At 52.0% G+C, this 13,298-nt stretch carries 13 protein-coding genes; 11 read left to right on the top strand and 2 right to left on the bottom strand.

Annotated elements, in window-relative coordinates:
• The first annotated feature begins 35 nt into the window (after positions 1-35).
• The 8 genes from LJ739_RS11290 to LJ739_RS11255 all read left to right on the top strand — a co-directional run bounded on the left by LJ739_RS11290 (position 36) and on the right by LJ739_RS11255 (position 8,630).
• Positions 36-1,658, top strand: a complete 1,623-nt coding sequence (locus tag LJ739_RS11290; protein WP_229160559.1) for a M28 family metallopeptidase — start codon at positions 36-38, stop codon at positions 1,656-1,658.
• Positions 1,659-1,935: 277 nt separating this feature from the next.
• Positions 1,936-3,612, top strand: coding sequence for an asparagine synthase B (gene asnB, locus LJ739_RS11285; RefSeq protein ID WP_229160549.1), 1,677 nt, complete (start codon positions 1,936-1,938; stop codon positions 3,610-3,612).
• Positions 3,613-3,782: 170 nt separating this feature from the next.
• Complete coding sequence (locus LJ739_RS11280) at positions 3,783-4,160, top strand: hypothetical protein (RefSeq protein WP_229160547.1); 378 nt, start codon at positions 3,783-3,785, stop codon at positions 4,158-4,160.
• Positions 4,161-4,280: 120 nt separating this feature from the next.
• Positions 4,281-6,278 (top strand): dockerin type I repeat-containing protein, encoded by a 1,998-nt coding sequence (locus LJ739_RS11275; RefSeq protein ID WP_229160545.1) that lies wholly within the window; start codon positions 4,281-4,283, stop codon positions 6,276-6,278.
• 237 nt (positions 6,279-6,515) lie between these two features.
• On the top strand, positions 6,516-7,238 hold the full coding sequence (locus LJ739_RS11270; protein ID WP_229160543.1) for a hypothetical protein: 723 nt from the start codon (positions 6,516-6,518) through the stop codon (positions 7,236-7,238).
• On the top strand, positions 7,231-7,944 hold the full coding sequence (locus LJ739_RS11265; protein WP_229160541.1) for a hypothetical protein: 714 nt from the start codon (positions 7,231-7,233) through the stop codon (positions 7,942-7,944). The genes LJ739_RS11270 and LJ739_RS11265 overlap by 8 nt, the downstream gene beginning before the upstream one ends.
• A gap of 22 nt (positions 7,945-7,966) precedes the next feature.
• On the top strand, positions 7,967-8,371 hold the full coding sequence (locus LJ739_RS11260) for a hypothetical protein (protein ID WP_229160539.1): 405 nt from the start codon (positions 7,967-7,969) through the stop codon (positions 8,369-8,371).
• Positions 8,372-8,414: 43 nt separating this feature from the next.
• Complete coding sequence (locus LJ739_RS11255; RefSeq protein ID WP_229160538.1) at positions 8,415-8,630, top strand: hypothetical protein; 216 nt, start codon at positions 8,415-8,417, stop codon at positions 8,628-8,630.
• Here the strand turns inward: LJ739_RS11255 and LJ739_RS11250 are convergent.
• Positions 8,627-9,028, bottom strand: a complete 402-nt coding sequence (locus LJ739_RS11250) for a GNAT family N-acetyltransferase (RefSeq protein WP_229160537.1) — start codon at positions 9,026-9,028, stop codon at positions 8,627-8,629. The two genes, LJ739_RS11255 and LJ739_RS11250, sit on opposite strands and share 4 nt — an antisense overlap.
• Before the next feature lie 261 nt (positions 9,029-9,289).
• Between LJ739_RS11250 and LJ739_RS11245 the strand changes: the two genes are divergently transcribed.
• The 3 genes from LJ739_RS11245 (at position 9,290) to LJ739_RS11235 (ending at position 12,282) form a co-directional block, all read left to right on the top strand.
• Positions 9,290-10,117: a helix-turn-helix domain-containing protein gene (locus LJ739_RS11245; RefSeq protein WP_229160536.1), complete on the top strand. Its 828-nt coding sequence runs from the start codon at positions 9,290-9,292 to the stop codon at positions 10,115-10,117.
• Positions 10,118-10,193: 76 nt separating this feature from the next.
• On the top strand, positions 10,194-11,687 hold the full coding sequence (locus LJ739_RS11240; protein ID WP_229160535.1) for a serine hydrolase domain-containing protein: 1,494 nt from the start codon (positions 10,194-10,196) through the stop codon (positions 11,685-11,687).
• A gap of 220 nt (positions 11,688-11,907) precedes the next feature.
• Positions 11,908-12,282, top strand: coding sequence for a hypothetical protein (locus LJ739_RS11235; RefSeq protein ID WP_229160534.1), 375 nt, complete (start codon positions 11,908-11,910; stop codon positions 12,280-12,282).
• Positions 12,283-12,453: 171 nt separating this feature from the next.
• Here LJ739_RS11235 and LJ739_RS11230 read toward each other — a convergent pair whose 3' ends face one another.
• Positions 12,454-13,083 carry a hypothetical protein gene (locus LJ739_RS11230; RefSeq protein ID WP_229160533.1) on the bottom strand — a complete coding sequence of 210 codons (630 nt, stop codon included), beginning with the start codon at positions 13,081-13,083 and terminating at the stop codon, positions 12,454-12,456.
• Positions 13,084-13,298: the final 215 nt, after the last annotated feature.

The following is a 13,298-nucleotide window of genomic DNA, read 5'->3' as shown; positions in this document are numbered from 1 at the left end:
ACTGGGCGCACGATTAAACCAAGCAGAGACAAAAAATGCAAAAACATCACCTCTGCGGCTTGTTGCTTGCCTCAACACTGGCGGCATGCAGCAATCCGACACCGGCTCCTGACAACTATTCCCAGGTATACAACGGCATCGACGACAGTGCCCTGCGCCTGCACACCAAAACCTTATCCTCTGACGAGTTTGAAGGCCGTTTGCCAACCACTGAAGGGGAAAAGAAAACCCTCGATTACCTGGTAAGCAACTTCAAAGCGATGGGACTCGAACCGGGCAATGGTGACAGTTACCTGCAAGCGGTGGAGTTGATGGAAATCACTGCTGATCCCGACATGACACTGACGCTGGGTAACCAAAAATTGACCTACAAAGAAAACATGGTCGCGTCTACCAAGCGTGAACAGCAAACCGTCAGCCTGAATGATTCCGAACTGGTGTTTGTCGGCTACGGTGTCAATGCGCCGGAGTATGGCTGGAATGACTACGAAGGCCTGGATGTGGAAGGCAAAACCGTGGTTATCCTGGTCAACGATCCTGGCTTCGAGAACCCCGATAGCGGCAAGTTTCAGGGCACCACCATGACCTACTATGGTCGCTGGAGCTACAAATACGAAGAAGCCAGCCGCCAGGGCGCTGCCGGCGCATTGATCGTGCACGAAACCGCCCCCGCCTCCTACGGTTGGTCGGTGGTGGCCAATAGCTGGAGTGGCCCGCAATACAGCCTGGTCACTGACAACGGCAATGCCGATCGGGTGGCGGTAGAAGGCTGGATTTCGCTGGACGCTGCGCAAACGCTGTTCAAAGACGCCGGTCTGGACTTTGCGGCGGAAAAAGCCAAAGCATTGCAGGGCCCATACCATCAAAGCCTGTCGCAAACCGCCAGCATCACGGTTAACAGCCAGTTGAAAAAATCGGTCAGCTACAACGTGCTGGCCACCCTGCCCGGCAGTGAGCGTCCGGATGAACATATCATCTACACCGCCCACTGGGATCACCTGGGTCGTGACACCAGCAAAGAAGGCGACCAGATCTACAACGGTGCCCATGACAATGCCACCGGTACTGCCGCGGCCCTGGTCATGGCTGACAGCTTCGCCAAGCTGGCCCAACGCCCGGCCCGTTCGGTGACGTTCCTGGTGGTAACCGCCGAAGAACAGGGCTTGTTAGGCAGCTTGTATTATGCCGAGCACCCTGTCATTGCCCTCGACAAAACCGTCGCCAACATCAACATGGACGCGATGAACATTCTGGGTCGTACCAAAGACATTTCGGTCATCGGTATGGGCAAGTCTGAGTTGGAAAAATACCTGGCGTCGGCGGCTGAACAACAAGGCCGTTACCTGACCCAGGAAGATCGTCCTGAAGCGGGTTATTACTACCGCAGCGACCATTTCAGCTTCGCCAAGAAGGGCGTGCCGGCGCTGTATGCCAAAGGTGGCAAAGAGCCGATTGATGACGCTACGGCGACTTACCGCAAGCGCACCGGTCTGGTACAGCGCGGTTGCTATCACCAGGTGTGTGATCAGTACCGCGAACACTGGGACTTTGGCGGTATCGTGGAAGATACCCAGTTGTTGTTCGATGTGGGCTACCACATTGCCAACGACGAGCACTGGCCTGAATGGTCACAGACCAGCGAATTCCAGCGCCCCTAGCCCACCCGCAGACACGGGCGCAACGCCCGTGTCTGTAATTTAATTACAGCTTATTCCCTTACGTTGTAAGCAAACCGCACTTTCTCCTTGCATTTTTTAACCAGACTGGCACATTCAAGGTGAGGTCTGCAGTACTGCCGCTTGCCTGTCATTTCCCCTTCCATTGGTGTCAGACACCCCCTTCGTGCTGGAACACAGGGTCGGAAGCGAAATGTCGACAGCCCAACAGCCTGCCCCTCAACACTCATTCATTATTCAACAAGAGAGAACAAAAACTATGTGTGGTATTTTCGGTATTCTGGACGTCAAAACCGACGTGTCAGAACTTAGGACGCAAGCCTTAGAGCTTTCCAAATTGTTACGCCATCGCGGCCCTGACTGGTCAGGTATTTGGAATAATAATAATGCGATCCTATGCCACGAGCGCCTGGCCATTGTCGATGTCGATAATGGTGCACAGCCGCTGATCAGCCGAAATAACCAGCACATTTTGGCCGTCAACGGTGAGATCTATAATCACAAGAAGCTTGAGCAGAATCTGGCCGAGCCGTACGATTTCAAGACCCGTTCAGACTGCGAAGTGATACTGCCGCTGTATCAGCAAAAAGGGGTCGAGTTCATTGACGAACTGGAAGGCATGTTTGCCTTCATTCTGTATGACGAAACCGAAGACGCCTACCTCATCGCCCGTGACCATATCGGCATTATTCCGCTGTACACTGGCTTTGACGAACACGGAAATTTCTATGTCGCGTCGGAAATGAAAGCCCTGGTGCCGGTGTGTAAAACCGTGCAGGAGTTCCCGCCAGGACACTACCTGTGGAGCAAGACCGGTAAGCTGACCAAGTACTATCAGCGCGACTGGATGGACTATGCTGCGGTCGAGAACAACACCACGTCGCTGGAAGACCTCAAAGCCGCCTTCGAACAATCGGTCAAATCACACCTGATGTCAGATGTGCCTTACGCCGTGTTGTTGTCCGGCGGACTGGACTCGTCACTGGTATCCGCCATTGCGGCCAAATACGTGGCCAAGCGGATCGAAGACGAAGACAAAACCGATGCCTGGTGGCCCCGTTTGCACTCCTTCTCGGTCGGACTGGAAGGGGCACCGGACCTCGCTGCCGCGCGCAAAGTGGCGGACATGATCGGCACCGTGCACCATGAAATCCACTTCACCATCCAGGAAGGCATTGATGCCATCCGTGATGTGATTTATTTCCTCGAAACCTATGACACCACCACCATCCGTGCTGCCACGCCGATGTACCTGATGAGCCGTAAGATCAAGGCCATGGGGATCAAAATGGTGTTGTCCGGGGAAGGGGCCGATGAGATCTTTGGTGGCTATCTGTATTTCCACAAAGCCCCCAATGCCAAAGAGTTCCATGAGGAAACCGTGCGCAAATTGTCACGCCTGCACATGTTCGATTGTGCCCGCGCCAACAAAGCCACCTCGGCCTGGGGTGTGGAAGCCCGTGTGCCCTTCCTCGACAAGCGCTTTGTGGATGTGGCCATGCGCCTCAACCCACAGGACAAAATGTGTCTGGACGGGAAGATGGAAAAATGGATCCTGCGTAAAGCCTTCGACAATGGCGAATACCTGCCAGCCGAAGTGCTGTGGCGCCAGAAGGAACAGTTTGGCGACGGTGTAGGCTATTCCTGGATTGACTCGATCAAAGAGCACGTTGAGGACGAAATCAGCGACCAACAACTGGCCACGGCTGAGTTCCGCTTCCCGGTTAATACCCCGGACACCAAAGAGGGCTACTTCTACCGCACCATTTTTGAGAGCTACTTCCCGCAGGAAAGTGCCGCCAAATGTGTGCCCGGTGGCAAGTCCATCGCCTGCTCCACGGTGGAAGCACTGGAGTGGGACGAAAGCTTCAAGAACATGGCGGACCCTTCCGGTCGCAGCGTGATCAGTGTGCACGGCCAGCAACCATCCAAATAATCGGATCTTGGTATTAAAAAAAGCCGCCTTTCTGGCGGCTTTTTTGTCGACGCACAACGTGGTTACACTGGCTCGCTGTAGTACAGTAAACCTGATAAACACGCATTCATGCAGGCCCGTCCAACCAGACTGTCTTCATGAGGCGACTTTTTTAAGGAACAAACCACACTGTGATTGTACTGTTTTTGTTTGGCGTGGGGATGTTTGCTATCGGAACCCTGATGCTGATGCGACCGATGGCGTTTGCCAACGGCATCGCTGCGTTTAGTCGCAAGCGCTGGTTTCATGGCGTTGAAATCACCAGCCGCTTGCTCGTGGGCGTGCTGTTCATCGTGTTTGCCTCCCATTCTCGCTACCCGTGGTTACTGGCAGGGTTAGGTGGACTGCTGTGCTTTGTCAGTGTGTTTCTGATCATGATCGGTGAACAGCGCCATCGACGCTTTGCCTTGCGAACCGCCAGAATTGGCCACGGTTTTCGTCCGCTGGGCGTGATTGCCCAACTGTGTGGCGCGGTTTTCGTTTACGTCAGTCTGCCGCTAGCAGGATAAATTTCTACGCAGCCCCTGGCCAGTCTCTTCTATACTAACGTCAATGAGTCCGGTTCTGCGGTCGCCACCATCCAGCCTTTTTTGATGCGGGCAGAGACATTCCCTGCAATGGAGGCTGTGATGAAACCCCTGCTTTCCCTTATTTTGCTGTCGCTGCTGGGCGGCTGCGCACTGTTTGATGACGATTCGGCCACATCGTCCAAAGTGGCCAAACCGAGTGAAATCCCACTGGCAAGCTACCGGGATCTTAACGTTGCCACAGGTCTGGAAGGTATCACGATAACCGGTTATGACCTGATGGCCCGCACACCGGTCGACAGTGGCCTGATGGACTACACCTTTCGCGCCATTGTTGTCAGTGATGCCACCACCGTGTCCCACGCCACTGAAGGTACAGTGCAGTTACAGGATGAGCGATTCGAGCTGACCGACAACCACGCCATTTTTGGTGATCTGTACCCTGGCGCCACACAGCGCAGTCATACCGGCTTTACCGTGCGCGGTGGCGCCCAAAACGACGTCGTGCTGGATAAGCTCAACTGGCAACTGAACCACAATCCGGTCACCGTGATAGGTCAACAACCCTTCCCTGCTGAGGTAATGAAACGTTTTGAAGAACTCTATCGCGCAGGAGAATTCCTGCCCCAGTTTGTCCTGGGTGACGTCAACGGGGACGGCGTCGCCAACCAGCAAGATGCCAACCTGCTGGGGCGCTACCTTGAACAGCCCGACACTACCCCGGTGAGTTGTCTGGCCGCCGGTGATTTGACCGGTGATGGGCAGATAAGTAGCCAGGACATAGACGCCTTTGGCCATCTGATGGACGGTAAAATGTGGTTCGCCGGCACCGACATCCCGATTGACGGCCCCTTGTTGTATACCCAACCGGCGATGCCCTGTGAATTGCGCGGGCTGTTTTTTGCCGCCACACCCGCCGTCAGCGCCGGGAATACCGCGTCATTGTTTTTCCTCAACCCGGCCATTAACACCCGGCACGTCAGCATTGAGGTGCTCAGCGGTAATGTGACCCTGGCTGCCAATCAACTCAGTTATGGCATCGATGTACTCACCCATGCTGCGATGGGCGTTGGCGAGACGGTGGTCCTCAAACTGGTGGTGCCGACCATGGGCAGCTATTTGTACGCCTTTCCCATTCAGGCCCAGGTCACCACCCTTGCCCTCAAAGGCGGCGACGATGATGGCGATGATCCCACCGACACGCCACCGCCGGCAATCTATGGCGAAGAGGATGAGGCCGACGAATGCCCGGTCAAAGACAACGGCTGCGAAGCACTGCTGATCGACTTTTTCCGCTACGGCGCGTTTTACGATTTGGACATGCGCACCCATGAACTGATCGAACCCCAGCTAACCGCGCTGGGGTGCAATGTGACAGCGGTGTATCCACGCTATCTGCGCGCACCAATATTCGGCAGCCTGTTTACCGGCGGCGGCTCGCAAAACACCTACATCAACAACACGAATATCCGCACCCTTGAGGGCATTGGACAGGCCATCGACCGACATGCCCGGCTGCTGTCGCAAAAACGCGCGCTGGGGATCCAAATGGTACTGGGCCATGGCGATCGGATTGGCTGGGGCGTGTCGTTCTCCGCGCCGTCAGGTCAAACGTACTCAGATAACCCGACCGTGTCCCGCACCTCACTGCATCAACGGGTGTATGACGCGGAGTTCAGCGATGACGAATACAAGGTTTGCGGCAATGTGGCGCTGGATTACAGTTGCCAGTCGGGGTACACCGCCATCAACATTCAGACCCTGAACAACACCGGTAGTGCATCGCGAACCCCTGCCACCAGCACCAACCACACGCTGCATGCCGGGTATGACATGGACGTGGGTCGTGGCGAAGCCCTGATCGGCGATGACGACGGCAGTGTGCGGGAAGGGGTGTTGTCGGATCAGGTTGAAAAAGTCAGCGCCGCACTGGAAGCGGAGAAGACCGCACGGGAAAAAGAGAACCACGCCCCTCCCCGTTATAAGCGGCTGCGCAATCGCCTGCAGGACTATGCCAAGTCTTACCTGTCAGAGTACATGTACTATGTTGACGGTGGCTTTGAGGACGATGATTACGATCACCGCGAGAAGCTGCGTTGAGGGCTTTATTTGCCTGCCAGTAACGTAAAAGTGCCGTTGCGACTGGCTGGCTGAGTGTAAAATAGCCCGGCACATCAAGGTCAGTCAAAAACGTTACTCTCCGAGCTGAGTGCACAACTCACAGTGTCACTGGCGTGTACTGTGGTTTTATCGACATTGACGAAAAAGTACGGCAAACTATTTCCATAGGAAGTGCCATTGTTGGCAAAGGACGAACGACCAAAAAGGAACTTAGCCTTGAAGCGTATTATTTCAGTACTCATCTGCTCTTTTTTCGTGCTTTCCGCCTGTAAAAGCACCCACCGCGTTGCAATTTCCGGACAGGAATACCTGGTCAACTATAAAGCCATTGTACTGACTGGGTTCTCAATGCCTGACGCACTGGAGTACCGTACCGACATCAGAGACTATTACGCATCAAAAGTCACAGACATTTTCGAATCCAGAGGGATCAAGGTCTTCGACGAAAGCCTTTATTTTGACGAGTTTGAAAAACAGAAAGCCCTGGCAGGCGGCTATATTGATGAATACACCGGCAAGGTCGATACTGACAAGCGTAATCAAATCCGTCAAAAAACCCTGCAATCCTTACGTGCGACTCACGGTATAGACAGTGTCTTGTTTTATGACTTACGACGTCGTACTGCGCATTTTGGTGATTATCGAGCCCAGTGGGATGGACAGGAAGAACCCTACGAACTGAGTAACAGTGACCTGACCAATTTCCTCAGCACACTGGTGGCGAATACATCAGGCAAAATCCCGGCGCTTTCTTTGATGGTGTTCATGGAAGATATGGACGGTAAGGAATTGTACATGGGTGCCGGTGGTGTACAGTTGGTTGCCAAACTAAATGATGACGATGAGTTTGAATCTATCCCCGTTGATAAGCTGTTACGCGACGAGGCCAAATTGGATTTTTCTGTCGAAGAAGCGTTCCGGAAACTCTTCAATGATTAAACGGCGATTCTTATACTGTTCTGTCATGCTACTGCTGGTGACGGGATGTCGCATGATCCCTAATCCAGATATCATCGTTCAGGACAATGCCCGTTGGCTTGATCGCCCTGTCAAAACCATCGCAATCTCCGATATCCTCGTGTCTGAGGAGTTGCGCCTGCACCCGCAGTTTAAGCAGGATCTTGAACGTGGCATTCTGGCCATTCTGAAAGACAAAGGGTTTGAAGCTTTGGCTTCGAGCAGATTCCAAACGATCTATGCGCAAAAGCAACGAGAGTTTGGCGGTTTTTTTGATCCGGTGACGGGTCAGAAAGACATTAAGAAATTTAACGCATTCAATGCGTCAGTTGTTGCAACATTGGTCAGCGAGACCGATGCTCAACTACTGGTATCGTTCGAGGTTTTTAAGACCTTTGCCCGCTATTCAGGGAATGTCGCCACCTGGGACAACGCAACCGACAATACCATTCATCCGCCCAACATACTGTTTGACAGCTCAAACGGCACGACACCAGCAATCAGCATCAAGATATCGGTATTTGATATTCAAAATCAGAAGACTTACAGCAAGATTCAGGGGTTGCAAACGATCGTTGACAATGGGACAGGCTGGCATATTCACCCCGATGACCTGAATATCCACCTGATAACCCTCAGCAAAACGTTAAACGTACTCGAAAACCAAGCAACAAACGACGTGCAATAACGTAAAGAGTTGGAGAAACCTCATGCACAAACTATTCGTTATTTTTACGGCAGCCCTGTTAACTGCTTGTGCCCATGTTTCACCACTTGTGAACGAAGCTGACATGTCGAAGGCCATCAAGATCTCAACCAAAAGTGAATTTGCATTATTTGGCGTCGCCTACGCTACTCAAATTCAAAAAGTGTTCGATATACAAGGTAATATCATCATCGATGACCCCGTTGCGTTGGCTACGAAAAGTGCCATTTTGCCAGCAGATAAGTACGAAGTTGTTCTGCGCTGTGACAGCTCATCCTTTTTCATGTTCCGTCGCTATGAATTAAATGCAGAGGAGGGAAATGAATACGTTTTACAGCGCGTGGAAGAAAACGTCAGCGACGATGCCGTGATAAAGTTAGTTCAACGTAAACCTATTTCTGGCGTGTGATCCACACCAGCGTCAATAACGTTCGCAAAAAGGAGTTTTGCCCATGAACATCAGTGCCACCCTGTTTGGCCAGTTTATCGTCGCCTCTGTGGTGATCATCGGTATCTCAAGCTACCTGCTCGGTAAACGCAAAACCAACACTCCGCGACTGGCGGGTTTGATCGGTGTGCTGCTGGCCTTTATGCCACCATTGGGGTTTATTTACCTCGCGTGCATGGTGCTTAAAAATGACGTGCCCACCCCGGCGACGCAGGACTAGCCGCCTTCGAGCACCCAGCAACGTGGGTTTTTCTGAAAGCCCATTTTTTCGTAGTAGTGGTTTGAACCGTCGGTCGCCAGCAGGATCAGTTTGCACCGTGGCCCCAGTTGCTGCTGTGTGAGCTGTTGCAGCTTTTTGCCCAGTCCAAGGTTTTGATAGTCCTTGCGAATGGCCAGCTCCGACAGATAACACGCGCAGTGAAAATCGGTAATGGAGCGCGCCACGCCAACCAATTGCTCACCATGCCAGGCCGACACCAGCACGTCAGCATGGTCGAGAATGCCCTGCATAAATACCGCGTCCTCGACAAGCTCGCGCTCGCCAAGACCGGAAGCGCCGAGCACTTCAGCAAACTGTTGCACCGAAATAGGATGATTGATGGTAAACGTGATAGCCATTCTGTTGTTGTCCCTGACCAGGCATGCTGTGACTCGGCGTGCATACTAACACATTGAAACTAAAAAACTTTATGAAACAGCGACGGACGTGTGTTCGCAGTGACTCAAGGCCAACATTGGCCGATGGGTGATGGTTTGCAACGGTGGCACAGTGCTCGGTCAGCTTTGCGACACAGACCGTTACAACGGGCGCCTTTGAACCGACCCTCTGCATTGCTATATTTACATCCATGAATTCCCTTTTAGCGAGGTGTAAACACGATGCCAAATACCCTTCGTCGTCTTGCCGATGATGAACACCTCGCCGTCGCGCTCTCGCCGGTCATCAACGACATCGTGAAAGACGTCAGGCTGGTGTACTACGCCCCTGATGTGTACATGCCACCACACACTCATTCAGTTGCCCAGCTATCAACATTACTGTGCGGACAGGCCAAAGAACGCACCCTGAACACTGAATTCAGCCAAACCAAGGGCATGGTTGAATACAAGCCGGTCGCCTACCAACACAGCAACCAGATTGGCCCCAACGGTGCGTTATTCCTGTCGATCAACCTCGACGCCGAAGAGGATGAGTTTGTTGCCGAGTTTGGCCACGTAAACTGGCACCTGTCTCAGGTCAAACAGACCAGGTCACTGTGGCGCCAGCTATCTGCTGTGCTATTTAATCCAGCAAATGCCGGGCATGTCGATCTGGAGGCGACAGTACTGGGCATGTTCAGCGCCTCAAAAGGCGACACGCCGTCCTTCAGGCAACCACCGGTGTGGCTGCTACTGGCACAACAGGCGCTACATGAAACATCCATGAATATCCAACAAATTGCTCTGGATGTGGGTGTTCACCGGGTTCACCTCAGCCGGGTGTTCCACGACCATTTTGGGCTATCCATCTCCGAGTACCGGCAATCACTGGCGGTGCAAAAAGGGATTGCAGAAATCCTCAGTCACCGACAGACCATCACGACGGCCAGTGTCAGCGCGGGTTTTGCCGATCAGAGCCACTTTACCCGCACACTGAAAAAGCACTTGGGCGTGACCCCCAAGGCGCTGCAAACATTGCTGGCACACACCCCGCGCAGCGGGGCCTGATGTTACATTTGTTCTATCCCTCTGCCGGCAAGTCTGGTGCAATGGCGTCAATTGAAAAACACAGAACAGAGAAAACATGCGCCCATTGCTTCGACTTACCGCCCTGCTGCTGATGGCAGTCACCCCTAACCTCTGCGCTGAAGAAAGCGCTCTGGACACCGCTTTCCTGAACGCCTTGGTCAACGACATCAAATCCAGCGCCGCACTGCCAAGCGGCACAGCTGTTGCCGTGGTGCACAACGACCGCATCATCTATCAGGATCATTTCGGCTATCTGGACATCGAGAATCGTGTTGCCGCAGATGCCAACAGCCGATTTTACATCGCTTCGGTCACCAAACCGTTCGTTGCGCTGAACTACCTGCTGGACGCCAACACTGACAGCGGCCTTGAGACCGTTACGCTGTCAACGATGTTTCCTGAACTGGCCCTGCCGGATCGCGAAGATCTCACTGCTAAAGCGCTACTCACCCATACCGCGTCAATAAACAACTTCCCGCTGGTGCTTGCCACCGCTTACAGCGGCGTTCACAGCCCGGCCTCACTGGCGCGCCTGGTAACAGAATACTCAGCGCCGTCGTCAGAGGCGGTCGGCGAGTTTAAATACACCAATGTGGGTTACAACATTTACAGCGTGTATGCCGACAGCGCTTTTAAACGCCCCTGGCAGGACAAGCTGCAACAACAGGTGTTTGCTCCTGCCGGAATGCAGGCCACCACGGCCCGTCGTTCAGACATTGGCGACCAGGCTCTTGTCGCAAAGCCCTACTCGCTGATGAACCCGCAACGACAAACCGCGCTGTACCTGGAAAAAGGTGACAATACGCTGCACGCCGCCGGCGGCGTATTCTCCACCGCTGCCGATATGGGGCGCTTTCTGATTGCCCAGCTCAATGAGGGCATGATTGACGGCAAACAGGTCTATCCGGCAGAGGTGATTGCCCGCTCTCATCGCCAACAGGCGGTCACAGACCGTGCTTATCTGGATTTTACCCGCGACGGCTACGCCTGGGGCTGGTACACCGGTGACTACAAAGCGCAGCGCATGCTGCACCATTTCGGTGGCTTTGCCGGCACCCATGCCCATCTGTCGTTTATACCCGCACAGAAAATCGGTCTGGTGGTGCTCAACAGCGAAGATTTCCTCAGCGCGCGCCTCACCAACCTGATTGCCGATTATGTGTATGGCAGCCTGTTGGGTGAAGCTGACATTGAACAGAGGGTTACCCAACGGGCTGATGAGCTTAAGCAAAAACTCGCCGGGCTGGATGGGCAAATGGCAAAGCAGCGACAAAAGATCAACGGCCGGGAGTGGCGGTTGAGCTTACCGCAGCAACACTATGTGGGTGAGTACCGACACCCACAACTGGGCAGTATTTTTGTGCGCCACAACGAGGAACAGCGTTTCGACGTTGAATGGGGCGTGATGCATTCGTCTTCCACCGGCATGAACGAGGCCGACAAAATCCGTGTGGAACTGGAGCCCACCTCAGGCACGGTGATCACCTTTAACGTAGACGACCAGGTGCAATCGCTGGAATACGGTGGGGTTGTGTTTAACAAACTCTGAAGGTTTCACTGTCAGACCGTTCTCTGGCCTTCAGAATAATGCCAGAGGGCCGGACAGAGCGAATTGCTGACGTAGCAGGAAGTTCTAACGAATGACTGCTCTTTTGCGTTGAGCAGACCTTAGTTTTCACAACACCCTTTCCATTGAAAACACGGAACATGGTTTTTCAGGGGAAGCGAGTGTTACTATGAAGTCTCAGTAATAAGTTGTTATGTGAATTATGGATAATCGAGCATATACAAAGTTAATTGAGTTCCTAGAAAAAGTACCTGCGATAACAGGTTCAATAGGTTATGGCTCAGAAGACAATGAAAGCTGGTGGGTTAAGTTTACAATTGATATCAACCACCACTTAGCATGGCATACAGTTCAAGAGTTAGGTCATGTACTAAATTACTTATCATTAGATGAACGACTTCCAACTTCGTTTTACCCTGTGTCGCCACCACCATATATGAACGGTGGCCCCGAAGAATTCTTATCTTGGGTAATAGAGTGCGAAAACATGGACTTTAGACCAGGCACATGTGCTGAATGGTTAGAAGGCAGATTGCCAAGGCCAGTCGAAGACGTTGCTGAGTGGGATATTGAATAAATTCAGATAACAAGGCAATTATAAATGGGACGTCTAAAGCTTGGCTGGCGCTCATTCTTCCAAAGACGACATCCATCCTCAAATTTATCTTACTCTGCAATTTATGATTACGATGTGTCTACTGCGCTGGTAGAGATTCAGCGCCTCTCTATGATTGATTTTGCAAACACTTCAACTAAGACCAAATAACTCAAGAGGTTTACTTAAAATTGGACCAAACCAAGTCAAGCCAGAAAATTTTGATACTAGGTTTTGCCCAATTAGGATTGTGAATGAGAAAACAAAGAGTTCAGCCGCCATAAGTGTCCACGCTTGCTTCTTACTTTGTATTCCTCCATTTGGCACAAAATAAAGTGGAATCCATGTAGCTAGATGCAGACCACCGTATGCAACTGCAATCAAAAGATCTAGAGACAGTTTCCATTTTGAGACAATTAAGGAAGTCACCAAAAAACTCATCCATTTGAAAGTATGGAACATTGAGTAAAAGTAGGCCTTGTCGAACTCGAACAGCTCGCTTTTGTCGAGAAAAAATGAGGTGTCGACTTCAATGTCTTGCACAAAAATTCCACTAAAAAGGAAAATGGAATAAATAAATAAGTAGTTTTTTGTCTCGATATCGATAAGCGTTCCAAAAGAAAATACAGCTATCACTATCGAAATACTTAAGAGTCGCCTTTCAATCAACCAGTTGTAAAACTCAAGGTAAATACCTCTCAATTCAATATTCCCCATCTCTATGAAACCATTTATTGATAGTCCACTTCGTAATAGAAAAGATATTACACTAACTTGTTTCAATAGCCCCCTTCTGGCACTTAGCAAACACCCACCTCCATTGCATATTCAGCGCCGTACTGCCCGCTCTAGCGAAGTTCAGCAAACGCTAACGTCATTGCGGCGAAGGCCGCAATCTCCATTGGGTTGATGACTAACCAAAACAGTGTTAATTCGTGTGAGTCAATAAATGTGGGAGGTCCTCGCCTCGGCTTTGTCTCCTGAGACGCTCTACCTCC

Source organism: Fluctibacter halophilus, assembly GCF_020687825.1.
Lineage (GTDB): Bacteria > Pseudomonadota > Gammaproteobacteria > Enterobacterales > Alteromonadaceae > Fluctibacter > Fluctibacter halophilus.
The sequence above is the reverse complement of the archived record's forward strand: the minus strand, read 5'-3'. Positions and strand labels throughout refer to the sequence as shown.